Genomic DNA, 24989 nt, shown 5'->3' on the forward strand with positions numbered 1-24989 from the left:
TCGACGTAAGGCGGGGGAGCAGAGGGATGAAGGAGAAATCAAGTTATAATGACATGCAAAAAAACCGGTGCAGAAACTGCCCGGTTTTTATAGGATGTCTACTTATATAATGTTAGCTGTATTCTGGACTATCGCGTTAGATCGAGGCAGCACCTTTAGTAACAGCGAACCATAGCTCTATATATTCCTGCCCATCCTTGCTGCCATAAATCTCTAGCTGAGCTCCATGGACTTGCTCATATCCACTAGTCGGCAGCCATTCTGAGTATACACGTCGATATAATTCTGTAATGACTTCATCGAATTGTCCCCATTGAAATGGCTCTGAAGGGAAAATCGCCCAAGTATGCGCTGGGATAGATATGACGTCATAGCCTGCTGTTTGACTATTAGTGCTTTCGAAGGCACAGATTGCATAAGGGAAGGTATCCTTTTCCGTATCGCGATAACCGCACACCGCATGAACCTTGTACAGGTCCTTACTAACAAAGGGGGGTAAATCGCCAGCATGCTCCTCTAGCTTCGCTATCGTACCGTTTTCATGATATTTCTGCCAAACCTGTGCTGGTGTTTCACCGCTACCATCTGTGCGAAATATCCCCTCATGTCCAAATAGATGAAATGCTTCCTTTGCTTCAATTCGATAGTTCATTGCTTCCGCTCCTTTAATCGTAATAAGGAAGGAAAGACGAGGAAAGGCCTTTAGCTCAACGCCATTTGATCGTGCCATGGCAGGTGTAACCCCATGAATCGATTGAAAGGCACGCGCGAAAGATGTAGGTGAATCATAGCCGTACTTTAGTGCAATATCGATAACCTTTATTGTATGATTATTTTGTAATTCTAGCGCGGCCAATGTTAATCGTCGACGTCTAATATATTCGGCTAGTGTCACATCTGTAATGAATGAAAACATTCTTTGAAAATGATGAGAAGAGCAGCATGCCTTACGTGCGATCTCAGCTAAGTCTAGCTCCTCTGTTAGGTTTGCTTCAATATAGTCTAGTGCCGAGTTGATTCGATCAAGCCATTCCATTACGTCACCCTCCTTTCAATATGAAGTATAGAGTAGAAGCAGAATTGTTTAGCAACTTTTTGTGCACAAATAAGTTGCAAGCGTAATAGAATTAACTACCAATTTTAACTAGATTCTATTCATTATACGGAGGATAACGATTCACTGCAATCCTCGTGTCTGTTACGTCCGTATGTTACTCATGTAACCGCACCATTCGTAACACGCCAATTGTTATTCACCGACGCCTCGATATGTTGCTGTGCTTGAATATAGCTCGCGATCAGCTCAACCATCGTGACAGAGATGTCCTTTACGATCGGCTTGTCTTGAAGCATCTCATAGTTGCCACCGCCGCCAGCACGATAGTTGTTCATGACGACCTCATAGAGCTGATCGTCTGCAAGCGGCTCACCATGTCGTTCAAGTTGAACTACTCTTCGACCGATCGCCCTTGATATGTCTAAGGTGTAGTCAATGCCCTCCCACATATCATAGTTATAATGCTGTGGCTTTGGGTGTAGGAAGGCTTCACTTACGACCACGTTTCCTCGCTCATCTAACCGAAAATACTCTGCTGTTTTCTCTAGCGCAGCACGAATATCACGACCTGCTAGCTGAATCACTCTTAACGTGTTCGGATAGATATAATTGGTCACGATATGACGCATTGTTACTTGGGAGGGGAAGCCCGGCGTTTCATTATCGAATAGCGCCGTACAGGAGATATCAGCCCCTGAAACGTGCATTTGCAGCTTGTTCACAAATTCAATGAAAGGATGCTCTGTAAGACGAGCGTCTGCTGGTGAAGTGATTAGCATATCTCCATCTACATAGCCAAGCGGCAGGTCAAGCCAAGCCTGTGTTAACGCCTCATCCTCTGCAACGAGCCGCTCAATGTCGGAATCAGGCTCGTATATAGCTGCTTCAATCAGCTCGGATTGACATTGGATCAATTGCCAGCGTTTATCCGATTTCTCGAGCTGTAGCGTTACTTTTCCTAGAAAGCGGCCCTCCGCTGCTGGCTGCACAATACATACGCCATTAATGAAGCAATCCGCAATCGCGCGATGCTGATGGCCCGTTATTAATACATCGATACCTCCCACCTGCTCACAGAGTGCATAGCCAATATTTTCTCCGGTTAATGGCTCGGTAGCATTCCCATGTTCGATATCTCGTTCGAAGCCGCCATGGTAAGAGACGATAACGATATCACAAGCTCCTACCTCTCTTAAATGAGCTACCCAGTGCTTAGCTGTTTCGATTGGGTCTTCAAATTGAATGCCAGCGATATGCTGAGGCAGCTCCCAATGCGGAACATATGAGGTGGTCAAGCCTAGTATGCCGACGCGTAGTCCGTTGTCTAGCTGCTTTATGATATACGGCTCCCTAAATAATGGCTGACCAGTTGTCTCATCCAGCGTGTTAGCCGACAGCCAAGGAAATGCAGAGGCATCGACTGCCTGCTGTAAGTATGGCAAGCCATAGTTAAATTCATGGTTACCTAGTACGGCTGCATCATAACGCAGTTTATTCATACAGGCGATTACTGGGTTAGGTCGCTTGCTATTAACTTTGGCATGATAATAGGTGAGCGGTGTCCCTTGCAAGCAATCTCCATTATCTATTAATAGTGTATAAGGATGGTCTTGACGCAGTTGCTTAATGATACTAGATACTCGTGCTAGCCCGTAGCCAACTTCACGTTGATCGGCATAGCTTCGAGGCAGGATGAAGCCATGAAGGTCACTTGTTGCAAGTAGAATAAGCTCGCATGTAGATTTGCTCATTTTCATCTTCCTTTACGAACTAGATTATAAGACACGCACATTCTATCACATGCTGCCAAGTAAATTACCTTTCCAACGTAAATTTACCAAAAATTAACTTAATCTTTATATAGAATTAACTAAACTCCCCTATACTTCAAGCATGCGAATGAGCATAAAAAAGAGAAAGTAGTGGAGGAATTTTAGATGAAAATGAGGCTCATGGTTTTAATCGTAGGAATGCTCACTATTGGATTACTAGCGGGCTGCGGTGCTAACAATACACCGAAGAATACAAACACAGGCGCTAGTAACCAACCATCACCACAGGTATCAACACAGCCTTCGGCTAATGAGAGTGAAAAGCCGGCTGAAGATCCAACTATAAACATTGACAAGCTAAAGGTAAGCTTTGTTCCATCTAAGGATCCAGATGAAATTATTACGACGACTGAGCCTCTAAAGCAATTATTGATTAGTCAGCTTGCTACGCAGGGCTATGAGGTTGGCGATGTTCAGATCGATGTAGGTACGACTTATGAGGCTGTTGGTGAAGCACTTAGTGCGGGTACGACAGATGTTGGCTTAATTCCAGGGGGGACGTATACGCTGTACGATGACGGAGCGGAGGTTATCCTGACGTCAACACGTAAGGCATTGTCTAATGACTCAGATAATGCTAAGGATTGGAACGATAATAAGCCGACTACAGGCTTAGATGATAAACAAGCTTCCTACTACCGTTCATTAATTATTGCAGGCCCTTCTCCTAAAGGCCAAGAGCTAGCAGCGAAGGTTAACAACGGTGAGGAGCTGACTTGGGACGATCTGAACAGTGCAAACTGGTCGGTTATGTCTACGTCATCCTCTGCTGGCTATATCTATCCTACGCTATGGCTGCAGGATAAGTATGGTAAGAAGATTACCGATCTTCAGAAGGTTACACCAGCGGATTCCTATGGTACATCCTTCGCACGACTAGCTGTAGGGCAGGTAGATATTGTCGTAGCTTTTGCTGATGCGCGCCGTGATAACGAAGAGAAGTGGACGACGGACTATAACGGAACTGCTTCCATCTGGGATCAAACCAACGTTATCGGTGTAACAGATCCGATCTACAACGATACGGTAAGTGTAAGTAAAAACTCACCAATTATGAATGACGAGCTGAAGAAAGCACTTCAAGAAGCGTTCATAGCGATTTCTGAGACGGAAGAAGGAAAGCAAGTCATTGCCATCTACTCACATGAAGGATATCAGATTGCAAAAGATTCCGACTATGACAGTGAGCGTAAAGCACAGGAATTCATACGCAGCTTGAACTAGCTATATAGAACGATCAGCTTGTCTAATTCGAATGAATGAAACAAGCGAATGAATCAAAAGTACATCTCACCAAAAATGAGAACATCGTCATGTCATGATGTTCTCATTTTATTATTCAAAATTTATAGCTAAAGGGATGAAGCGCTCCGATGATTGAATTTATCGATGTAGAGAAGACGTATAAAAATGGCACCCATGCATTAACTCAGGTGAATCTTAAAATAAAGCAGGGCGAATTTGTCGCCATTATTGGACGCTCAGGTGCTGGTAAATCAACGCTAATACGATGTATTAACCGAATACACGATATTACAAAAGGAAAGTTAATAGTAGATAACGTAGATGTATCTCGGCTTAAGGGAAAGTCTATTCGTCAATTTCGCCGTCGAGTAGGGATGATCTTTCAGTCCTTTAATCTCGTTACTCGCACGACCGTACTTAATAATGTGCTCGTTTCGTTTGTGCCGGAGCTTCCAATGTGGAGGAAGGTTACAGGTATATTTACGAAGCAGCATAAAATAAAAGCGCTGGAGGCTTTAGATAAGGTTGGCATTTTAGACAAAAGCTTTGTACGTGTTGATCAATTATCTGGAGGTCAGCAGCAGCGTGTTGCACTGGCAAGAACATTGGCACAGCAACCAGATATAATTCTCGCCGATGAGCCGATTGCTTCGCTAGACCCAGTCACTGCGCGAGTGGTGATGGATGATTTTAAGCGAATTAATCAAGAGATGAACATTTCGGTCATTATGAATATTCACCATGTCGAGATGGCGCTGGAATATGCGGATCGCATTATCGGAATTCGCAAGGGTAAGGTTGTATTCGACGGCGAAGCATCGATGGTGACGCAAGCCGTACTGCAGGAAATATACGGTGGGAAGTGGGAGTCGAATCAAGAAGCAGAGGAGCAGGCGATATATGCTTAATAAACTTTTTCCTCCTAAAAAAATTACGCTGCCTAACGGGAAAATCGTGCTGCAGAATCGTTCATTCATACCATACATCGTATTATTTCTCGTACTATGTACGCTGCTATCTGCAAACTTTACTGGCTTCAGCTTCAAAGTATTGATCGATAGAATAGACGAGTTTTTCATTATCGTTAAAGCGATGATCCCGCCGAATTGGGGCTATATTTCTAAGGTTTGGAAGCCGCTGCTCGATACGATCAAAATGTCCTTGCTAGGCTCGCTGCTTGGAGCACTTCTTGCCTTGCCTATCGCTGTAGCCGCAGCTTCAAACATCACGAAGTCAAAGGTTATTACTGTTGTTAGCAAAACGCTGCTCAGCATTCTTCGTACTTTGCCAACGCTTGTTACGGCTCTTATTGCGACCTTTATTTTTGGACTTGGTCCGACGGCAGGGGCGGTTGCTATTTTGCTGTTTACTGTCTCCTACGTAGGCAAGCTGCTATATGAGCAGATCGAGACGGTAGATATGGGTGCTTTTGAGGCGATGCAGTCGATAGGAATGACTCGAATCCAAGCGTTTCGCTATGCGGTTATTCCGCAGGTGCTTCCAAGCTATATCTCTACCTCTCTCTATTGCTTTGAAGGGAATGTGAGATATGCCGCGATACTCGGATATGTTGGAGCGGGAGGGATTGGACTGCTTATTCAGGAAGGGCTCGGCTGGCGAGACTACCAGGCTGTAGGCTTGCTCATCCTCGTACTGATCATTACCGTATACATCATCGAAAGAGTAAGTGAGCATTTTAGGAAAAAACTAATCTAGGGGAGAGGTAAGGAATGAATCATATCGAGAAGCAATTGTCAGCTGCGCCTCGTAACCTACTATATGTCGCTGTTATATCTATGATGGTTGCAGCTTTATTTGTATGGTCACTTACAGCAGTTAACGTTCAGAATATCGGGCAGGGCGGACTTTCCATTGCTAAAAATATACTTTACGGATTAACGCATCCGAATATGGATATGCTTTTAAATTTTTCAAAGCAAAGTATTTTATATTTATTGCTTGAGACAATAGCAATTGCATTTTTGGGCACGATTGTAGGTGCGATATTAGCGATCCCTCTCGCATTTTTAGCAGCCTCTAACATTATGCCTAAGCCTGTTTCATGGCTAACAAGGCTGCTGCTGATCGTTATTCGTACCGTGCCTGCCCTAGTGTATGGCTTAATGTTTATTCGTGTGACGGGAACTGGAGCCTTTGCTGGTGTACTAACCGTTGGTCTTACTTCAATCGGAATGCTAGCTAAGCTGTATGTAGATGCGATTGAAGAGCTCGATACTCGCGTGCTGGAGTCGATGACCTCAGTCGGGTGCACCACATTTGAAAAAATTCGCTTTGGTATCGTTCCGCAGCTATTTTCGATCTTTTTATCGGTCATCATTTATCGCTTTGATATGAATATGAGAGAAGCATCTATATTAGGGCTTGTCGGTGCTGGTGGAATTGGAGCACCGTTAATCTTCGCTATGAGAGGCTACAAATGGGACGAAGTTGGTGCGATTCTTATCGGTCTAGTTATATTAATTCTACTGATTGAATTCATGTCAAACTATTTGCGTGCAAAGCTAGTGAGAGGTGAATAATGAAGGCTATAATAATCGTTCAAACTTATGCTAGATGACAGGTTGATGATCGCTGCTTGATCTGCTACGCTTTCTTTATTATGAAGGGTGTGTAAAGGTCTTCTAACATATGCTTCATACCATTGGAGAATAGGAGGCAGTACAAGTGAGCAGATCTCAACCCTACCGCATGGGTAACGGTAGTCGATCATTAGTCTGGATAAACAGTGGCTATAAGCCTCCTAATCTTCATAAATGGGGACCGGGTGTACGAGATGTTTTTGCGCTGCATTATATTGTGAGTGGAAAAGGGACACTAGAGACACAGAACGGCTCATTTTCACTGCAAGCTGGAGACAGCTTTATTATTTTTCCGGGCTCTGAAATATTCTACTATCCTCATTCACATGATCCTTGGGAATATGTATGGATTGAATTTAAAGGCGAAGAAGCTGGCGATCTACTATCTATGACAGAGCTCACCGCAGAGCAGCCTATTGTCACCAATGCAGGCTTCGATTTCGAGCCGTGGTACCGTATTGGAGACGAAGGTGATGTGCGTTATTTTCAAAGCTTGCGGGCAGAAGCGAAGCTGCGTCTGCTTCTGTCGTATTATATGGAGTATTATCCTAAGGAAGCAGAACAGGAACAGACAGATCACGTACGTCTAGCGAAGCAATACATTCATCATAATTATTGGAATTCGGCAATAAATGTTTCAGATATCGTCTACAACGTTAAGATTGACCGAAGCCATCTGTTTCGCTTGTTTAAAGCAGCAACTGGGATGTCGGTGCTAAGCTATTTGACAGCCTATCGCATTCAAAGAGCTAGTGAATTGTTAAAGTCATCTAGCTTATCTATCAAGTCGATCGCTTATTCTGTCGGCTATAAGGACCAGCTTTACTTTTCAAAGGCATTTAAAAAAGCAACATCATATACGCCTTCGGAGTATATGATGCTGCATTCCAGCTCTGCTGACAGGTTAACGGAACAGTGAGCATTTGCCGGATTCTTTATAATATTGAATTAGCTTCTCGATTGGCTCGCGGCCGCAGTTAAGCTTCACGCCCAGACAATCGATGCATAGAAAGTTCTGCGAGGTTCTAGAGATTAGCTTTAGGAAAATTGCAACGTCGTCAGTCATAAGCGGGACACTGCACTTTGTACAGATTCGCTTACTGCTCATTTCGTAACTAGCTTCGCTCGTACAACTAAGCAATCATGCGCTGGTACGGTAGGAGCGAATCTTTCCTTGAATACGCCAAGCTCCTTATGCTCCCAGCAATCGTATAGAGAAAGTGAGATGCCCGATGCATACGGGAGACCGATATCCCAAAATTGCAGTGATATTTCCCGCTGACTGTCACTTAAATTGAAAAAGCCAATCGCAAGATCGCCATCTGTTAGCACCTTAACTAGCATAAAAACTTCATCGGTATGGAACCATTGAGGTTCTGGCTTAATACGGTAAGCGCCTCTACCTTCAAGGTCCTGGTTAATCGCGATAAGATCGGGGTTCAACAGTATTCTTTTCGTTATCTCATTAGCGTTGCGAATATCACAGCCCATCATTAGTGGAGAGCCCATCATACTCCATAACGCAAAATGAGTTTTATATTCGTTATCTGTACAGCCCCCGATTCTGCCTATGTAATCATTGTTGCTGCCACCATACATCCCAACGATTAGCATATCCATATCGTTATGACAGAATGAGCCAGTATAGCTAGCCTTGTCTAGCTGCGATAGAGCCAGCTCTTTAATCGAATCCCAGTTGTCGCGAATATCTCCTGTCGAACGATACATATGAGCTCCTGACTCACGAATCCAATCATATACATTGTCTGCGCCCCAATTACAAGCAGAGAACAATATGTCTCGACCACAATTTTTAAGCGCCAAGCTCATACGCTTGTAGAGCAGCTCACCAGAAATATGTCTTGGTTTAAAGCAATAATCGTATTTCAGAAAGTCTACGCCCCACTCGGCAAACAGCTTAGCATCTTGAAATTCATGCTCGAAGCTTCCAGGATAACCAGCACAAGTATGCGTTCCTACACATGAGTAGATGCCGAACTTTAACCCTTTCTCATGCACGTAGTCTGCTAACGCTTTCATTCCACTAGGGAATTTCTCCGGGTCAGCGACTAGATTCCCTTCTGCGTCTCTTTCCTTCAAGCTCCAGCAATCATCGATAACGATATATTCATAGCCCGCATCCTTATAGCCCTCGGATATAAAGCGGTCTGCAACGTCACGAATAAGCTGTTCATTAATGTCCCAAGTAAAGGTGTTCCAGGAATTCCAGCCCATAGCGGGCTTAAGTCCAAGCTGCTGAGTCGTAATATTCACATTCATTCATCCTTTCCATTTTATCATTTATGAAGTCGAAGTAGATAAGCTTTGATACTCAGATTAAAACATAAGCCAATATTCTAGTCCTATAGCTTGACGTTGCTTTCATATGGAGAGATGTTGCTTCGAATCATGAGGGGGAATGGGTAGATTTCGTAGAAGTGGCTCGATCGTAAAGGATAGTGAGCATTGCATGACGAACTATGAAAGGAAATGAATGACTGCATAAGAAAGCGAGGAAGACATGAGTAAAACAGTAAAACTATACGTCGTCAGACATGGAGAGACGTATTTGAATCGATATCATAAGCTGCAGGGCTGGGCAGACAGTCCATTAACTGAAGAAGGAAAAGCAGTTGCAATACGTACAGGAGAGCGCTTGTCTCACATCGCCTTTGACCGTGTATATACAAGTGATTTGGGTAGAACGATTGAGACGGCAGAGTTGATCCTTAAGCAGAACAAGCACCGTGACCCGCTGGAGCTATGCCGACTGCCTCAGTTTAGAGAAGTGTTTTTCGGAAGCTTTGAGGGTGATCATGTTGACCGAATCGTTAAGGAGGTTGCTGCTCAGCATGGCTATCAATACGAGACGAGTCGAGAGGTATTCGAGCATCATTCGATGAGTGAGGTGCTCGCCTTTATGAAGCAAGCAGATCCTGCAGCAGATGCGGAAGATGCAGATCAGCTGCAAGCACGTATTAACCAAGGCATTGAGCAATTGCTGTCGGATGTGAACGATCAAGCCGCAGCTGTGCTGCTTGTTACGCATGGCGTCGTCATTCGACAATTGCTCGATCGGTATACTGATCATCCAGAGCATCAGGGCGAGGTGAAAAATGCAAGCGTTAGTGTGCTTGAGTTTACTGGTGATCGGGCGAATGTGCTCGTATTCAACAGCTTGTCTGGTTCATTGGATTAAGTAGAACTGGCAGTAGATCAATACTGATAACGTAGACCTCGAGCAGGGGTCTTTTCGTGTTTATCAGAGTTCATGCAGCAAAAGCTACAGGTTATACCGCAAATGCTGCAGGTTAAACGATTCATATAGCCGAAATATCGATGCTACTACATAATTTTACTAAATAGGAGGGATAAGACGTTGAAGGTGCGTATCGAGGTAGATGCCAAGCATGAGGAGACAATCATTACGATTCAAGCAAAGGAATGGACGGAGGAACTCGCCGCTATCGTCAGCAAGCTTCAGCAGCAGTCAGCTACAACCGGACGTCTTATGGGAGTGGAGAATGAGCGAACCGTGCTGCTTGAGCCTGCGGAGATTGATTTCGTCTATGCTGAAAATAGGCGAGTGCTCGCAGCACAGGGCAGCAACAGAATAGAGCTGCGCATGAAGCTATACGAGGCGGAGGAACTGCTGGCTCCCTATCGTTTTATGCGCTTTTCAAAGTCCGTCATCGGCAATATTGAGCGTATTGCGCGCTTTGAGCTAATGTTCAATGGCAATCTATGCGTGCACTATCATTCAGGCAACAAGGAATATGTATCTCGCGCCTATGTTGCAGAATTGAAGAAGCGTCTCGTATTGGGAGGTGACAAGGATGAGCATTAAATTCAGTGATGTGCTTGCACGTATAATGAACGGGCTCGGCTTTTCCGCAATTTTTACATTCATAGCTTTAACCGCGCTGCTAGCTAAGGACATAAACCCGCCTGTAGATGAAATATGGAAAAATATGCTCGGCAGTATGCTGATAGGAGCATATTATGGTGCTGCTTCATTCCTATTTCAATTTGTAAACTGGAGCCCGCTAAAGATGGTTATTACTCATTTTAGCTTATCGTTTCTTGTTTTCTTGCCAATTGCTCTTTGGACGGGATGGCTTTCACTAGAATGGAAGTCCTTACTTATTGGATTCGTTATCTTTATAGTTGTGTACGGTATATTCTGGTGTGGCTATGCGTACTATTACTGGCGACTTACGAAGGAAATGAATGAATCGATCGATAGGAAATAGAATAAGCTCCACTAGATCATGGAGGTGTTGAAGAGGATGAATGCAGTACTCAAAGTTGACCAAATCGTTAAAACGTATGGTACGGGAAGGCTTGCGGTAGATCGTATTGGGTTTCAGGTAAAGGAAGGGATCTGCTTCGGATTGCTAGGACCGAATGGTGCTGGGAAATCGACGCTAATGAAGATCATCTCCGGCATTATTCAAGCCGATCAAGGCAGTATTACACTACTGGATCAGCCATTAGCTACTAATCGTGAGCTGATCGGGAAGCATGTTGGTTATGTGCCGCAGGATGTGACGCTGTATGAGCAGCTGACTGGGCGCCAAAACCTTCATTTCTTTGGCAAAATGTATGGACTGAATGGCAGCCAGCTTAAGGAACGAATTTCTGAGGTGCTCGAAAAGGTCGGTCTGACTGATCGCGCGAATGAGCCGGTGATGTCGTATTCTGGGGGGATGAAGCGTAGAATAAACATCGCTGCTGCGTTACTGCATAAGCCTAAGCTTGTTGTACTGGATGAGCCAACAGTAGGAATCGACCCTCAGTCCCGCAACCATATATTCGAGATGATCCGACAGATGAAGCGGGAAGGAACAACGATTATCTATTCTACGCATTATATGGAAGAAGCAGAAGCGCTCTGTGATGAACTGGCAATTATCGATCATGGAAAAATTGTTGCTGAAGGTCCACTATATGAGGTGCTTGAGCAGCATGCCTTGCCTGCTGTCTATGTCGAAGCAGATGGCTGGAATCCACCAAGCGAGTTAGCTGCCGTAAGCCGCATCCAAGCACAGAATAAAGGCTGGCTGATCGAAGGTGAAAATGCCTTGCAGCTGCTGCATGATGTATCGAATGACCTTTTGCAAAGCGGGCATCGTGTGCGTGCACTTCAGCTACAGCAGCCATCGCTCGACAGTGTATTTATGAAGCTAACTGGCGCAGCATTAAGAGATGAATAGGGGGTGTTTACGGTGATCATTTCTATCTTTGCTAAGGAAGTACGTTTAATATTTAAAGATAAAAGCACTTATTTTTGGCTGTTCGCACTTCCGATATTATTTATCGTGATTTTTGCCGCAATCTTTAGTAATCTATCTGACAATCAAGGCGAAGCAATTGCACAGATTATACCCGGCTATACCGTAATGTTTGTCTTTTTCATTATGATCTCGATGGTGCAGTCCTTTTTACGAGACCGTGAGTCTGGTATGCTGGCAAGGCTGCGTTCAACCTTAATGCCTCCGTATCATTTCTTGCTCGGTATGTGGCTGCCACATGTGCTGGTGCTCATAATTCAGTCAACCGTTCTGTTAGGCTTCGGGTATTTGGTATACGGCTTGCAGCTCGGGAATGTTCTAGCGGTTATTGCCCTTGTCTTAGCACTTGCGATTTGTGCGACGGGTCTTGGGCTGGCATTATCTATGATCGCTAGTAGCTTGAATGCTGCGATTGGTGTTGTACAGCTCATTGCGATGGGGGGCGCGATACTGGGCGGACTATGGTTCCCATTTGAGATGCTGCCAGATGCAGTGCAGGCCATTGGCCGTTTTACTCCACAGTATTGGGGACTACAAGGATTGCAGTCTGCGATGATAAATGGCTCTGGCTTGAATGTAGCTACGGTATGGCAAGCGGTGTTTTTGCTGCTTGGTATTGGCGTAGTTGGGTTAGCAGGAGCAATCGCATTGTTTAAGCGTTATTCCTCGAAGGGATTATAGAAGAAATAGGTCTTTATCGAGTTAGGCTACTATGAACAGCCGGCAGACATATTCTGCCGGCTGTTCTGCATGCTGAGAAGATAAGATATTGAGGTCTAAGCAAGAATACTGAACGTCATAATAAGACAACCTATTAATTGTTAAGGAAAAGAAAGTAAGCGATGTGTTTCATAGGGTTCTCGATCTGTTATATCCAGTGAAATGAATGAATTATGTACTAATTTAAAAAATTTGTCGCACTATAGCGTAAAAGTGAATTTAACTTCCTCGATAAATATGCTAAATTATTAAGGATGTGTAAATACAAAAAAATCGAGGAGGATTTATATATTGGACTGGCAGGATTTGTTGTTCAAATTTGTAGGGGGTCTCGGGATATTTCTGTTCGGTATTAAGTACATGTCGGACGGGCTTCAAAAATCAGCCGGTGACAAAATGCGAGGTATACTTGAAAAGTATACGTCCAACCCAATTCTAGGTGTTCTTGTCGGTATAGCCGTTACTGTGTTGATCCAATCATCAACAGGTACGACCGTTATGGCAATTGGACTTGTTAATGCGGGTCTTATGACATTAAGACAAGCAATCGGAGTTGTCATGGGTGCTAATATAGGGACAACGATGACTGCATTTATTGTCGGGATCAAAATTGAAAATTATGCGCTCCCTATTATCGCAGTAGGTGCATTTTTCTTGTTTTTCATTAACAAAAAACGTTTCCAGTATATTGGGCAAATTATATTTGGATTTGGTACGTTGTTTCTAGGACTTGGCACGATGAGTGGTGGATTGAAGCCACTTCGTGAGCTGCAGGCTTTTACTGATTTTATGGTGGAACTATCCCATATGCCGGTTCTTGGACTAGTTGTAGGTACTGTTTTTACGATGATCGTACAGAGCTCAAGCGCAACGATTGGTATTTTGCAGACGATTGCGGACGAAGGTATGGTTAGCTTAAGAGGTGCCCTGCCAATTCTATTCGGAGATAACATTGGAACGACGATTACTGCTGTATTAGCATCTATCGGGGCATCGGTAGCTGCAAAACGAACAGCGCTTGTCCACGTTATATTTAATGTTGTTGGTGCAACTATATTTACGATTCTTCTAAACCCAGTACATAGCCTTGTACTATGGCTTGGAGAAGGTGTGAATATCCGGATGCAGATTGCATATGCTCATGGATTGTTCAATACAGTGAATACACTTATCTTCCTGCCGCTTATTCCGGTATTAGCATGGATTGTAACGAAAGCGATACGAGGCAAGTCGGACGAGCTTGAATTTAAAGCCATTTATCTTGATGATCGCCTTCTTGCGACACCGGCAATGGCACTTGGCCAAGCACAGCATGAAATTATACGGATGGGTCAATATGCTCAGCAGGCTCTTCAGGATGCAACAGGATTCTTCTTTAACAAGGATACCAAATCCGCAGAGAAGGCACTTCAGAAGGAAGATCTGGTCAATGAATTAAATCGCAAAATTACCGATTATATTATGAAAATCCATCAAAAAGGATTATCACCAGGCGAGTCTGAAAGTGCTACAGGATGGTTTCAAACGATTAGTGATCTTGAACGAATCGGCGACCATGCTGAGAATATTGTTGAATTAGCAGAGTTCAGATTGACGAATAAGCTTGAGCTGTCCGCAGATGCGGAAGGCGAGCTTAGAACTATGATGGAGGTTGCAGACGAAGCAGTAACAAAAGCTCTGATTGCACTTGAACATCATGATACAGCGGTTGCAGAGGAAGTGCTGAGTTTGGAATCTAAGCTGGATGATTTAGAGGCAGAGTACCGTAAAAATCACATTTATCGCTTGAACCAGAACTTATGCTCAGGCGGTACAGGAACGATTTATCTCGACCTGTTAACTAATTTAGAACGAATCGGTGACCATAGTAAAAATATTGCTCAGTTTGTATTGTCTAAATAGACGTATTGGAGAAGCTGTTGCAGCAGAATGGCGATCTAAGATCAAGCTATGCTGCTACAGCTTCTTACTTTATATGCAAATATATAGAGCTAGTTACAAGCCGAAGGGATGCATCCTTTCGGCTTTTTTCTATCGCTGTGTTGAGCATGAGCTTAGCGTACTGTCTATTTTAATAGCTTAATTTCTTAAGTAAGATCATTAGTTTATTTACATAAAAGTGCAAGCGTATCATGTATAATGAGGTGACCGTTTTCTTAGGTCTCTGAACAGCATGACGTGACGAATCAATCCTTTACTTATGGGGTGAGCATGATGGGCAAACGAAGCACGAAGAAGAAGTGGCTGTGGCTAGTCATTGTGTTAATATTGCTCGTAGCGTTCGCTAGCATCCTTACTTACAAGTCGCTAGAGAAAGAGCACGATATGCTGCCACCTGAACGAGTTGCTCTGCTGCGCTTAGAATATCCTGCCTACAATTCATTTCCAGAGCTAGTAGAAGTGATGCCAAGCAGCTTTCTTGAGCTTGCCCAGGAAGCAGAATCCATCGTTATTGTGAAGGTCATCAAGCAGCTGCCGCAGTATGAGATCAATCTTATTTCTCATCGGCCGAGCTTTGTCCAATATGAAGTGGCGGTTGAGAAGGTCATCAGTGGCAAGCCAACAGAGGATATTATTCATCTATCACATAATGCGATGTTTATTGGATTTGAGCCTGAGCTGAAAAACGGGATGAGGTTCATACTAGCGACAGGAGCAGGTAAAGACGCTCACGAGGGTAAATATTACTTCTCGCGCTACGGTACGTATTATATTGTCGATGACTACTATGTGCTCTCAACGGTAGATGATGAATATGCGGAAGTTATGAACGGTAAGACGTTACGCTCTCTTATTAAGGAAATACATAAGGTAAGAAAATAATCGACATAGCAGCACAACGATGAAGAAGCTATGGCCGCAGGCTGGTGATCCAAGGATCAAGCTTGCTGCTATTGCTTCTTTCTTTATATTAAATTGCAGTGAAAGCACATAGTTTTTTACAGTTCTGACATCGTTTTAGATGTGAAATATCGCAGCTGTCTATTATACTTTAAAGTATAATAGCAAACTTATAGAAATCTCTACTATACCTAAAGGAGTGTGATGCGAACGTGTATATCTTTATAGCGATACTCGCCATCATCGTCATTGCTATGATTGTACTCATAAGTAAGAAAAGGGTGAAAAAGGTGACTGCCAGCTACAGGGAGGCTAATGGTCGCACATTTAAGATAAAAGGCGACGAGGATACCTTTATTATTAGCAAAAACAAGCAATACGACTTTTTAGTAAAGCAGGGTCGGATTGTAGCGAGTCGAGATCGCAGCAGATCAAGGAAATTTGTTTATTACGAAGGAGAATAAGCATGGGATTTTTTGATAAATTTATGGGACGAACTAGGAATGAATCCTTGATCTCTGAGCTTGAGGATTTACGTGAAAGCTATAACGAAGAGGTAGCCGAGCTTGTACAGCTAATTAATCGGCTGTACGAGGAGTATAACCTGCGCATAGAAGAGGTCAATGATCTGCGGATGAACTCATGGCAGGCTCAAATTGAGCCGATGCAACTCTTTTTGAGCAGCTTCGGCAATGTAAAATCCTCAGGCGAGTATGCCGAGGAAGAAATGAAGCTAATGATGAAACGGCCAAAGTCAGAGTTTGAGCAGCTGGATCAATATATCGTTGATAAGGACTTTAGTGATAAAGGGATGTTCCTCGAATCTCTTGTAAAAACACCATTTTACGTTGCATGGCGCAATAAAAAAGCTAATGATAAGCTTGAACTCGAAATTCCGAAAATACAGCTACAGTTCGAGGAGCTGCTACATCGGCTGCGTATGAAGAAGGAAGTAACGGAGCTGGAGCTGGAGCTGTGCAGCCTGTACATGGATACGGTACGGTTTATTTTAACGTTTATTCGTGAACGAATTATTCCAGAGCTGACGTTAATTATAGCCTTCTTTGAAGCAGAGTCATTAAAGCATATGGTCATTGCTGGTCAAGCGCTTGGCGAGGTGCAGTATGACTATGATATACAGCTGCTTCAGGATACGATGTACCACAAGCATTATCAGTTTGTGCGAAATGCCTTCTTCTTCTATGTCATTTCCTGCAAATTTTACAATACGCCAGTACTGACACGACTACTAGAGCATACCAGTGATGAAGAGGATCTTCAGGAGCTAGAGGATTACCAAACGCTGCTAGAGGAACAATCGAAGCAGCTGGAGCAGCATATGCTGCTAAAATCAAGCTAAGGAGAAAGATGATGAGCCAATTGAGTGTAACCGAACTGATCGAACGAAGAGATCAGTATGTGAAGGATTACGAGCATACAGTGATGACTGCCGTAAAGCAGATCAATATGAAGCATCATGCCATATTGAACCAGAGCTTAGGAATCCGGCTCGGTGAATCGATCGCCAAGGATCTATCAGGCGAAATTGTAAGACATTATTTTGATACAAGTGATTATTATATAACAGCTGACCAGATGTACCACCGCATTAAGCACTTCACCTATGAGCAGGATCATGATGTGCTAAAGGATAGTCACGTTAAGGAGCTATATAACATTAATGATTCAGAGCTGCACAGTGCGACTCAGCATGAGCTGAAACGACTCAATGATAAGTCACAGCGGAAGCTCTTTACACAGGATCGTGAAAAGGACCAGCTGGATAAACGCGGTAAGCAGCAATACCGTGACAGCAAGCAAGCTGCTGAAGGCAAGCTCGTTGATGAGTTAACGGGCTATGAAGGCTCACACACGACCGTCGTACGTAACGGCAAGGAAATACTAGTTAGCGACCTGCATGCAGATCATATCCAGTCTCGTGAGGCTGCTACATATAACGCACGTTATTTGTCAGAGCCAGGTGCTGAAAGCATGCGTCAATTCTATAACTCAAGCGATAACTTCCAGATGCTGCACGCTTCAGCGAATACATCAAAGGGAGATGTACGTGTATACGACAATCGCGGACAAGATATTACGCATCGCGCAACACCGAAGCAGCTATCCGATGCGATCATCTCACAGTGGGAGAAGGAAACAGCTTCCGGTGATAAGCAGCAAACTCTAAAAGATAAAGGCTATCTGGATGAGTCAGGGAAAGTGAAGGACAGTGTTCGTAAGGAGCTGGAGCATAATATACGACACTCCCAGAATAAAGAAAGCGTGACAATGCTGAAGCATACGCAATATGGTAATGTAGCGAAGGATGCGCTATCAACGACAGCACGCTCCATTCCTAAAATGCTTGCCGGTCAGCTGCTATACTATGCGGTACCACCGATTACCTATGAGGTAAAGCAGCTTGCCCAGAAAAAGCAGATGACGCTGGATCGATTTTTATCTAAGCTGAAGGCAGCTGCAGGAAGAGTTACCGCCTATGTAATGAAAAATATGCGCTCAATTTTCCAGCATATACGTAGCAGCATGATTGGGAAATTTCTAAAGTCGTTCTTCGATATCCTTATTGGACTTGTAAAGGCGACGGTGAAGCGACTGCTGAAGCTTGTAAAAAGCCTTGTTATGTCACTTGTCTCCTGTGTTAAAGTACTCGGCGATAAGCACGCTACAGCTGCACAGAAGGCTGACTCTATCGTGAAAATACTAGGCGCAACGATTACGACAATTGTCATTGAGCTGCTTATGGAATACGCAGAGAAGCAATTTGGCCTGCCGAACTGGTTAATGGAGCCGTTGCAAATTATATTGACGATCATTGCTGCGAATGTGGTGATGCTAGTATTGGAGAAGGCGGATCTATTTAACGTGAAGCATGGCTTACTCGTTGCCAATATACGTCGTATGTTTGAGGAAGAGCGTGAAAAGCTGCAAGCAGCAACCCAGCAGCTTAACCAGCAGTTTCGTGCTGATACACAGCAGCTGCTGCAAGTGCTGCGTGCAGATATCGATGGAATTAAGGATCGCATGAATGCTATGGATCTCTATACGGAGGATGCACTGCCTGAGCTTGAACGGTTGAACCATATATACAAGCTCGATATCGATTTTCATCAAGAATGGCGAAACTACGTTATCCGTTCCGTGTAGCACCAATAGTAAGGTAAAAAGCTATGACTGTATGAAGCGCCTCTCACATAAGGTTACATGTATTATTGTAACCTTATGTGAGAACAGCTCAGTGACGGTCATAGCTTTTTTTTAATAGAGTGTGGCGGCCACCACACTCCGATCAAGTTTATAACTTATATATGAAATGTACTTACGCTAACCATTATGCGTCGTTTGCAGTGGCTTAGTCATTAAGTCTTGGAAGTCCAGCTCGGCCAAGCTATTTACTCGTTGATGCGGAATATCGAATATTAGCGTTTTAGTAATTGGATTTGGCACAACGATGCAGTGAATGCCTGCAGCTACAGCTGCCCGCGCACCATTAGGTGAATCTTCGATCGCTACAGCCTCTTCTGGACGAACGCCCAGCTTCTGTAACGCAAGCTCATATAGCTCAGGATCAGGCTTCACTTGTTTTACTTCACTGGCTGTGCAGATCACATCAAAATAATGAAGCAATCCAAGCTGATTGAGATAACGCTCTACCCATTCTCTAGGCGAGCTGGACGCAACAGCGAGCTTTAAGCCTGCTGCCTTGGCTTGCTCGAGATATTCAGGAACGCCAGGGCGAACCTGCTCCTTAAGCATATGCTCATCATAGCGCTGCTTAACCTTGTCTTTGACGATATCAAGCGTGACATCCAGCTCTCCTTGCTTAATGAGATGCTCATAAGGATCGAAAGCATCTAGGCTAGTACCGATACAGGTGGAATATTGCTCAAGCGTTAACGTAGCTCCGTACTCACCGTAAATATCGACCAATGCTGTATACCAAGACGATTCGGTATCTATAATCGTGCCATCCAAATCAAAAACAATCGCTTTTATCATCTCTCTCTCCTCCATATCCTTCAGTAATATCGTTCCTTTCATCATATATTTAAACGGTAACATAGCTTGATGACTCCGGCAACTGCTGTGACAAGTATTGCCTTTTTATAACTGCAGTGAGATTGTCGATGCTTGGCTGCAAGATGGTATAATGATCATGCTGCATCGATAAAAGAGAAATCTATATAAGGTGGGTTATATATGAATTTACAAGAGGTTATGCAGGAGCTTGAAGCACTTGGCAAGGAGCGTACCAAGAAAATTTATGTATCTAATGGAGCGCAGGAGCCTCTTTTTGGAGTCGCGACGGGTGCAATGAAGCCTATGTCGAGAATAATAAAAAAAGACCAGGAATTAGCCGAGCAGCTCTATGCTACAGGAAACTATGACGCGATGTATTTTGCAGGTGTTATTGCTGATCCTAAAGCAATGACAGCAGCAGACTTCGAGCGCTGGATCGATAGAGCTTATTTCTACATGTTATCTGATTACGTCGTTGCAGTTACTCTTTCAGAGACAGACATTGCGCAGGACGTTGCAGATGAGTGGATTGCAAGTGGAGAAGAGCTCAAAATGTCTGCAGGCTGGAGCTGTTACTGCTGGCTGTTAGGCAATCGTCCAGACCATGAATTTTCTGAACAAAAGCTTGCGAGCATGCTAGAGGCAGTAGAAGCTACGATTCATAGCTCACCTGAACGTGCCAAATATGCGATGAATCAATTTATTTATACTGTAGGTATATCCTTCTCTCAGCTCCACGAACTGGCTGTGGAGACAGCAAAAAGAGTAGGGCCGGTAGAAGTGAAGCGTGATAAGAAAAAAACGAGTGTCCTTCAAGCTTCGGAAACGATAAAAAAAGCTGTTGAAAAGGGGCAGATAGGCTTCAAACGCAAATATGTAAGATGCTAGAAAAAAACAGATCATTTGTTCGTAAAAATGCTTTACATTGGACGTTATTGGTATATAATGGATAAAGCAAGACCAATCCTTCGAAAGAGGTGTTCAATGATGACGATTCGATTAAACCCGTATTTTGTTTTTGAAGGCAAGTCAAGAGAAGCTATTTATTTTTATGAGAAGGTACTCGTTGGGCGTATTGAAAGCCTAATGACATTCGGTGAGCTTCCACCAGACCCGAATCATCCATTAACGGATGACGTGAAGGAGCTTGTTATGCATGCTCACTTAAAGGTTGGAGATGTTGATCTTATGTTCTCTGATACTTTCCCTGGCATGCCTCATCAACAAGGCGATAATGTTCAGATCTCGATCCAAAGTCCGGATGAAGAGAAAACGAAGGAAATCTTTGCAGCTTTAGAAGACGGCGGAGATGTTGTCATGCCTCTACAGGCGACCGAGTGGAGTCCATTGTACGGGATTGTAAGGGACAAGTTCGGTGTTACCTTCCAATTGAATGTCTCTGCAGAACAGTCATAATAACGCAGTTATCTCATCATTGCTAACATAAATAATTAATGAAAGAGAGGATCGCCATGAATGGGCATCCTCTCTAGTTTTTGCTTTAACAACATGATATAGTTTTGGTATAATAATGAAATAGTAAGTGTGGGGTCATAGTTTAGGGGGAAAACAGATCGCTGGCAGCGATCAGTCCGCGGTTCGATTCCGCGTGGCTCCACCAAACCCCATTGTAGCAGGCATTACTGCTCAATATTAACGAATTTACCGAAGTCCTTTATTCGAACATTAACGTTGCATGTTACTTCGATATTGGGGTAAATCCTTCTCCAATCCAGATTCTTCCACTCTTCATAGCTAAGCTTATTCCTTACATATTTCCCTAATCCGATGCTATCCACATTGTTTTTTTGCATCATAGCAACCATTTCCTCAGTCTTTAGCTTTATATATTCAGCAATAAGCTTCTCGATTTGTTTTTGGTGCTCGACATTATCAAGACTAAGCTTCCCTGTATACTCCAACACGGAACCTCTAACATTTATGCTAATATCCGCATGATAATGTTGACCTTCAGAGGTCGTTTTAATCTTGATCTTTCGTTTACTGATCATAGAGCTGAACATAATATGCTCATTAATTCTACCGACTTCAGACATGTCTACGCTCATCTCACCATTTTTAAATCTCCCTCGTAGGAAGGCGAAAATTAACGTATCATCAGGCTCTACTTTTGTAACATAGCGATCACCCTGAAACAAGGCAATCCCATCTATTGAAACATGTTCGTCAAGCTGCTTAATAATTGGTGCTACAGCATCAATCCCATCATCCAGAAAGTCTCTAGTAAATCGATAAAGAGTAATTTCTGGAACCGTCTGTGAGATTGCTTCCTTTTCTAGCATACGATCAAGGTACTTTCCTGTTCGATTATGCTGTGAATAATCTTTAGATAGTAACTCATGTGCGCTGCCGTTGACGATCGTAACTTTAACCCGCGGGGAGATCGAAGAATCTCTAACTAACGTATCAATATGCTCCCATATGCCTTGTTTAGCTAAGCTAAGCCCGAAAAGCGTATTACGCAGCTGACCGCTTACTATTGTAAGCTCGGTTTGACTTGAAAGTTTTATCTTTGCTTCCTTGCTAGTATAAGCTGTAGCAGTAATCAATTCTCTGCTATTCTCAGTTCTAGTTCTCGGTATCGTTACGCTTATTAATAATTTTTGTTGCCCTTGTTTCTCGTCATCTGAAGATTCCTCCGTATTAGGATCAAGATCATAGCTGGTTGTTTGTGTAAACCCCAGCTTCTCCAGTACTCGCTGGTCCCCGCATCCTATTAGCAGAAGCATGACAAGCAGCATCATGATGGCTCGTTGTAATCGATATATGGCTCATCCCTCCTCTTTTGGAGTAGCAGAAATAAGAGCAACATCAATGGTAGTCCGAAGGCTACTCCGATCTCGATCTGCCCAAGATATTGAAGCCAAGCATCAACTTCAACCAGTACAGTTGGTACCCAGGAGACCACGTATGCTACGGCCATAATAATAGCTGCTAGCCACTTTACGTTAGCTTTCGGAAGTATTCGTTGCGCCGCTTCGAGGGCAGACCAGCAATACATGACAATTCCGATTAAGGAGGTAAACAAATAAAGGCTGAAAATCAAATTCTCTATACGTTCGACAAAGGGAAACTCGATATAAGCTAACAGATCGAGCATCGGAAATTTCATTCGTTTTAGCTGATCGAAGCTGTAGAAACCATAACATACGAGACATACCAATATGTAGGTTAGAAAAGTGAGCAGGTTACCGATATGTACTGCCTTCATAACTCCTTTTCTCTTTTCAGCGTAAGGAAAGAGCAACAGTATTAGCTCATATCCCAAAAAGGCTGTAAATATTCTAAAGCTGCCTGTTACGATATCAGACGATTCATGGAAATAAAATGATGTTAAATTGATCCATTGAAAATCATGAAGAAAGAAAAGCAGCAGCAATATGGTCCAAATGACAAGCCAGAAAAACACCGTTGCAGCTTTAGATATATTGTAGATTCCCTTTATTATTAGGAGAAAAGCAAGCGTATCTACCAATATTTTAATAAGCATCGGATGAGTGGTTGGAAAGACGAAAATCTGATAAATGATAATATATCTTTTGGCAGATATACAACCAATCATCATCCATAGCGTAAGTAAAAAAATATAAAGGGGAATCACCGCTATTTTTGGAAAGAAATGTTCGATAATTTGAAAGATCGATTTACCATCAGCAAGACGATAAGCAAGTGAGATTAACGATATATTTAACGCCACAATGACATAGAAGACAGTTAAAGCAATCCACCCGTTATATCCCATATGCTGTGCAAGCACACGCGGCAATGAGAAAATAACGACCCCAGATTGTGTCATATAAATGAGTATTGCAATATGGAATGGATGCAATTTTTCCCTCATGTTGATCCTCCAATTATTTCTTCTGCTTCATTTTTACTTTGTTTGGTGTATTGGATTGCGATGGTCGATCACGCATTGCCCATAAGGGTGCTCTAATAAATACGTCACGCCAATCGTTGAAGTACGAGGGAGCGACGGGAGTGATATAAGATGTATTTAAACTCGTTAGTCCACATAGATGGATAACGATATAAGCAATTCCCATTGCAATACCAAGATCTCCTAGTGTGCCAGCTAATATGATTAAGCCAAAACGAACTAGTCGAATGGAGGCACTCATCACGTAGCTAGGGATAACAAAGGATGCAATTGCTGAAGATGCAACTGCAATGATAAGCACGTTACTCGTTAGGCCTGCTTGGACTGCAGCTTGACCGATGACGATACCTCCGACAATCCCGATCGTTTGTCCGATTTTAGTAGGGAGCCTTGCTCCAGCTTCTCTCAGTAATTCAATCGTTAGCTCCATTAACAGCGCCTCGTAAATCGGGGGGAATGGTACTCTGCTTCGAGATTCCGTTAACGTTAGTAGCAATGCTTCAGGAATCATCTCATAATGAAAGGTTGTAACTGAAACGTATAAGGCTGTAAATGTCAGCGTAATAACTAATGCTGCAAACCGCAGTAAACGTGTTGCAGTACCTAGAATCCATCGTTGGTAGTAGTCGTCGGGTGATGCAAAAAATTCAAAGAAAGAGGAAGGTGCTGTAAATACAGAAGGACTGCCATCTAGGATACCAATGATTTTTCCAGCAACGAGCTTGGATATTGCGGTATCTGGTCGCTCTGACGTTGAGAACAAAGGGAAAATGGAGTTAGGAAAATCATCGATGTATTGGATGAGCATATTTCCATCGTGAACCGCATCCACTTCAATCAACTCAATACGTTCAACCAGTTCTTTAACATAGTCCATGTTAGCTAATCCATCGATATACAGTATATATAGATCCGTTTTGGAAATCTCACCTACCTCTAGCTTTATAACCTTCAAATGTGAGCTTTTTATTTTACTTCTAATGAGTGACAAATTTGATAAAGCAGGCTCAGTAAAGGAATCGTGTGGACCTGTAATAACGGTTTCTGTTTGAGATGCATCAATCGAACGTGCTTCTGGTTTATAGGCATCGACTAAATAAGTATCGTCCTTATGAAAAATAGCTATCTTTCCATATAATATCCCTTTAATTACCGTATCAGAATCCAAAGCGAGTTGATATTGGCTTCTTATAAGCAGGTTCTGAATTTCATATTCTCTAGCTTCGGTCAGTGGGGTAATATATCGATATAATTCATCACTATTAATTAAATGATCAAAGTACACTAGATGCACATTGATCTCTGGAAATGTACGATGAGTAAGATCGATGCAATCTTTAAAATTGTCGAGCGTGTGCTGAAGACTAGGAGCAATTATGTGATTAGAATCTGTCATTTGCAAGTTCCGCCTTATCCAATCTGTTCTAGTTATGTTTTACCACTGTTTAGAAAGTTATACTT

The 24989-nt window shown here is 43.1% G+C and carries 24 protein-coding genes and 1 tRNA gene; 18 read left to right on the top strand and 7 right to left on the bottom strand.

Going from position 1 to position 24989, the window contains the following annotated elements; all coding sequences use genetic code 11:
* Positions 1-136 precede the first annotated feature (136 nt).
* A complete protein-coding gene (locus M3180_RS12325; RefSeq protein ID WP_251667832.1) occupies positions 137-1036 on the bottom strand; it encodes an AraC family transcriptional regulator in 900 nt (299 codons plus the stop codon).
* A gap of 179 nt (positions 1037-1215) precedes the next feature.
* Positions 1216-2808 carry a bifunctional metallophosphatase/5'-nucleotidase gene (locus M3180_RS12330; protein WP_251667834.1) on the bottom strand — a complete coding sequence of 531 codons (1593 nt, stop codon included), beginning with the start codon at positions 2806-2808 and terminating at the stop codon, positions 1216-1218.
* Between the two features lie 186 nt (positions 2809-2994).
* Here M3180_RS12330 and M3180_RS12335 point away from each other — a divergent pair, with 186 nt between their 5' ends.
* The 5 genes from M3180_RS12335 (at position 2995) to M3180_RS12355 (ending at position 7653) form a co-directional block, all read left to right on the top strand.
* Positions 2995-4113, top strand: coding sequence for a phosphate/phosphite/phosphonate ABC transporter substrate-binding protein (locus tag M3180_RS12335; protein WP_251667836.1), 1119 nt, complete (start codon positions 2995-2997; stop codon positions 4111-4113).
* 149 nt (positions 4114-4262) lie between these two features.
* Positions 4263-5042: a phosphonate ABC transporter ATP-binding protein gene (phnC, locus tag M3180_RS12340; protein WP_251667838.1), complete on the top strand. Its 780-nt coding sequence runs from the start codon at positions 4263-4265 to the stop codon at positions 5040-5042.
* A complete protein-coding gene (gene phnE, locus M3180_RS12345; protein WP_251667840.1) occupies positions 5035-5850 on the top strand; it encodes a phosphonate ABC transporter, permease protein PhnE in 816 nt (271 codons plus the stop codon). Before phnC ends, phnE (M3180_RS12345) begins: the two co-directional genes overlap by 8 nt.
* Before the next feature lie 14 nt (positions 5851-5864).
* Positions 5865-6674 (top strand): phosphonate ABC transporter, permease protein PhnE, encoded by an 810-nt coding sequence (gene phnE / locus M3180_RS12350; RefSeq protein WP_251667842.1) that lies wholly within the window; start codon positions 5865-5867, stop codon positions 6672-6674.
* A gap of 145 nt (positions 6675-6819) precedes the next feature.
* Positions 6820-7653: an AraC family transcriptional regulator gene (locus M3180_RS12355; protein ID WP_251667843.1), complete on the top strand. Its 834-nt coding sequence runs from the start codon at positions 6820-6822 to the stop codon at positions 7651-7653.
* 185 nt (positions 7654-7838) lie between these two features.
* Here the strand turns inward: M3180_RS12355 and M3180_RS12360 are convergent, their stop codons facing one another.
* Positions 7839-9008 (bottom strand): glycoside hydrolase family 27 protein, encoded by a 1170-nt coding sequence (locus M3180_RS12360; protein WP_251667846.1) that lies wholly within the window; start codon positions 9006-9008, stop codon positions 7839-7841.
* Between the two features lie 247 nt (positions 9009-9255).
* Here M3180_RS12360 and M3180_RS12365 point away from each other — a divergent pair, with 247 nt between their 5' ends.
* From M3180_RS12365 to M3180_RS12410, 10 genes are all read left to right on the top strand, one after another.
* Positions 9256-9933 (top strand): histidine phosphatase family protein, encoded by a 678-nt coding sequence (locus M3180_RS12365; RefSeq protein ID WP_251667847.1) that lies wholly within the window; start codon positions 9256-9258, stop codon positions 9931-9933.
* A gap of 186 nt (positions 9934-10119) precedes the next feature.
* Positions 10120-10581 carry a LytTR family DNA-binding domain-containing protein gene (locus tag M3180_RS12370; RefSeq protein WP_251668050.1) on the top strand — a complete coding sequence of 154 codons (462 nt, stop codon included), beginning with the start codon at positions 10120-10122 and terminating at the stop codon, positions 10579-10581.
* Positions 10571-10987, top strand: a complete 417-nt coding sequence (locus M3180_RS12375; protein WP_251667849.1) for a DUF3021 domain-containing protein — start codon at positions 10571-10573, stop codon at positions 10985-10987. Before M3180_RS12370 ends, M3180_RS12375 begins: the two co-directional genes overlap by 11 nt.
* Before the next feature lie 36 nt (positions 10988-11023).
* The gene (locus M3180_RS12380) at positions 11024-11950 is read left to right on the top strand and encodes an ABC transporter ATP-binding protein (protein ID WP_251667851.1); all 927 of its coding nucleotides are present in this window, start codon (positions 11024-11026) and stop codon (positions 11948-11950) included.
* Positions 11951-11962: 12 nt separating this feature from the next.
* The gene (locus M3180_RS12385) at positions 11963-12709 is read left to right on the top strand and encodes an ABC transporter permease (RefSeq protein WP_251667853.1); all 747 of its coding nucleotides are present in this window, start codon (positions 11963-11965) and stop codon (positions 12707-12709) included.
* Between the two features lie 330 nt (positions 12710-13039).
* Entirely contained in the window at positions 13040-14650 is a 1611-nt protein-coding gene (locus M3180_RS12390) for a Na/Pi cotransporter family protein (protein ID WP_251667854.1), read from the top strand.
* 309 nt (positions 14651-14959) lie between these two features.
* Complete coding sequence (locus M3180_RS12395) at positions 14960-15571, top strand: hypothetical protein (protein ID WP_251667856.1); 612 nt, start codon at positions 14960-14962, stop codon at positions 15569-15571.
* Between the two features lie 230 nt (positions 15572-15801).
* Positions 15802-16053, top strand: coding sequence for a hypothetical protein (locus M3180_RS12400; protein ID WP_251667858.1), 252 nt, complete (start codon positions 15802-15804; stop codon positions 16051-16053).
* 2 nt (positions 16054-16055) lie between these two features.
* Positions 16056-16949, top strand: coding sequence for a hypothetical protein (locus M3180_RS12405; protein ID WP_251667860.1), 894 nt, complete (start codon positions 16056-16058; stop codon positions 16947-16949).
* Positions 16950-16960: 11 nt separating this feature from the next.
* Positions 16961-18754, top strand: coding sequence for a hypothetical protein (locus tag M3180_RS12410; protein WP_251667868.1), 1794 nt, complete (start codon positions 16961-16963; stop codon positions 18752-18754).
* A 177-nt stretch (positions 18755-18931) separates the two neighbouring features.
* On the opposite strand, the gene M3180_RS12415 is transcribed toward M3180_RS12410, so the two are convergent.
* A complete protein-coding gene (locus tag M3180_RS12415; protein WP_251667870.1) occupies positions 18932-19669 on the bottom strand; it encodes an HAD family hydrolase in 738 nt (245 codons plus the stop codon).
* Positions 19670-19807: 138 nt separating this feature from the next.
* On the opposite strand from M3180_RS12415, the gene M3180_RS12420 reads away from it, so the two are divergent.
* From M3180_RS12420 to M3180_RS12430, 3 genes are all read left to right on the top strand, one after another.
* Positions 19808-20515, top strand: a complete 708-nt coding sequence (locus M3180_RS12420; RefSeq protein ID WP_251667872.1) for a DNA alkylation repair protein — start codon at positions 19808-19810, stop codon at positions 20513-20515.
* Positions 20516-20614: 99 nt separating this feature from the next.
* Complete coding sequence (locus M3180_RS12425; protein ID WP_251668052.1) at positions 20615-21043, top strand: VOC family protein; 429 nt, start codon at positions 20615-20617, stop codon at positions 21041-21043.
* Positions 21044-21174: 131 nt separating this feature from the next.
* Positions 21175-21248 (top strand) — tRNA-Ala (locus M3180_RS12430).
* Positions 21249-21267: 19 nt separating this feature from the next.
* Here the strand turns inward: M3180_RS12430 and M3180_RS12435 are convergent.
* Genes M3180_RS12435 through M3180_RS12445 form a run of 3 tightly spaced genes read right to left on the bottom strand, consistent with a single transcriptional unit; the run spans position 21268 to position 24924 of the window.
* Positions 21268-22377, bottom strand: a complete 1110-nt coding sequence (locus tag M3180_RS12435) for a Ger(x)C family spore germination protein (RefSeq protein ID WP_251667874.1) — start codon at positions 22375-22377, stop codon at positions 21268-21270.
* Positions 22378-22388: 11 nt separating this feature from the next.
* On the bottom strand, positions 22389-23489 hold the full coding sequence (locus M3180_RS12440) for a GerAB/ArcD/ProY family transporter (RefSeq protein WP_251667876.1): 1101 nt from the start codon (positions 23487-23489) through the stop codon (positions 22389-22391).
* Between the two features lie 13 nt (positions 23490-23502).
* On the bottom strand, positions 23503-24924 hold the full coding sequence (locus tag M3180_RS12445) for a spore germination protein (RefSeq protein ID WP_251667878.1): 1422 nt from the start codon (positions 24922-24924) through the stop codon (positions 23503-23505).
* Between the last annotated feature and the right edge of the window lie 65 nt (positions 24925-24989).

This window comes from Paenibacillus camelliae, from assembly GCF_023715345.1.
Classification (GTDB): domain Bacteria; phylum Bacillota; class Bacilli; order Paenibacillales; family Paenibacillaceae; genus Pristimantibacillus; species Pristimantibacillus camelliae.

What these genes read in the sequence shown, in the direction of transcription:
- M3180_RS12420 (WP_251667872.1), top strand. Translation starts at nt 19,808, where the DNA reads ATGAATTTACAAGAGGTTATGCAGGAGCTTGAAGCACTTGGCAAGGAG.
- M3180_RS12325 (WP_251667832.1), bottom strand. Translation starts at nt 1,036, where the DNA reads ATGGAATGGCTTGATCGAATCAACTCGGCACTAGACTATATTGAAGCA.
- M3180_RS12415 (WP_251667870.1), bottom strand. Translation starts at nt 19,669, where the DNA reads ATGTTACCGTTTAAATATATGATGAAAGGAACGATATTACTGAAGGAT.
- M3180_RS12410 (WP_251667868.1), top strand. Translation starts at nt 16,961, where the DNA reads ATGAGCCAATTGAGTGTAACCGAACTGATCGAACGAAGAGATCAGTAT.
- M3180_RS12435 (WP_251667874.1), bottom strand. Translation starts at nt 22,377, where the DNA reads ATGCTTCTGCTAATAGGATGCGGGGACCAGCGAGTACTGGAGAAGCTG.
- phnE (WP_251667842.1), top strand. Translation starts at nt 5,865, where the DNA reads ATGAATCATATCGAGAAGCAATTGTCAGCTGCGCCTCGTAACCTACTA.
- M3180_RS12330 (WP_251667834.1), bottom strand. Translation starts at nt 2,808, where the DNA reads ATGAGCAAATCTACATGCGAGCTTATTCTACTTGCAACAAGTGACCTT.
- M3180_RS12395 (WP_251667856.1), top strand. Translation starts at nt 14,960, where the DNA reads ATGATGGGCAAACGAAGCACGAAGAAGAAGTGGCTGTGGCTAGTCATT.
- phnE (WP_251667840.1), top strand. Translation starts at nt 5,035, where the DNA reads ATGCTTAATAAACTTTTTCCTCCTAAAAAAATTACGCTGCCTAACGGG.
- M3180_RS12440 (WP_251667876.1), bottom strand. Translation starts at nt 23,489, where the DNA reads ATGAGGGAAAAATTGCATCCATTCCATATTGCAATACTCATTTATATG.
- M3180_RS12405 (WP_251667860.1), top strand. Translation starts at nt 16,056, where the DNA reads ATGGGATTTTTTGATAAATTTATGGGACGAACTAGGAATGAATCCTTG.
- phnC (WP_251667838.1), top strand. Translation starts at nt 4,263, where the DNA reads ATGATTGAATTTATCGATGTAGAGAAGACGTATAAAAATGGCACCCAT.
- M3180_RS12445 (WP_251667878.1), bottom strand. Translation starts at nt 24,924, where the DNA reads ATGACAGATTCTAATCACATAATTGCTCCTAGTCTTCAGCACACGCTC.
- M3180_RS12380 (WP_251667851.1), top strand. Translation starts at nt 11,024, where the DNA reads ATGAATGCAGTACTCAAAGTTGACCAAATCGTTAAAACGTATGGTACG.
- M3180_RS12425 (WP_251668052.1), top strand. Translation starts at nt 20,615, where the DNA reads ATGACGATTCGATTAAACCCGTATTTTGTTTTTGAAGGCAAGTCAAGA.
- M3180_RS12375 (WP_251667849.1), top strand. Translation starts at nt 10,571, where the DNA reads ATGAGCATTAAATTCAGTGATGTGCTTGCACGTATAATGAACGGGCTC.
- M3180_RS12335 (WP_251667836.1), top strand. Translation starts at nt 2,995, where the DNA reads ATGAAAATGAGGCTCATGGTTTTAATCGTAGGAATGCTCACTATTGGA.
- M3180_RS12365 (WP_251667847.1), top strand. Translation starts at nt 9,256, where the DNA reads ATGAGTAAAACAGTAAAACTATACGTCGTCAGACATGGAGAGACGTAT.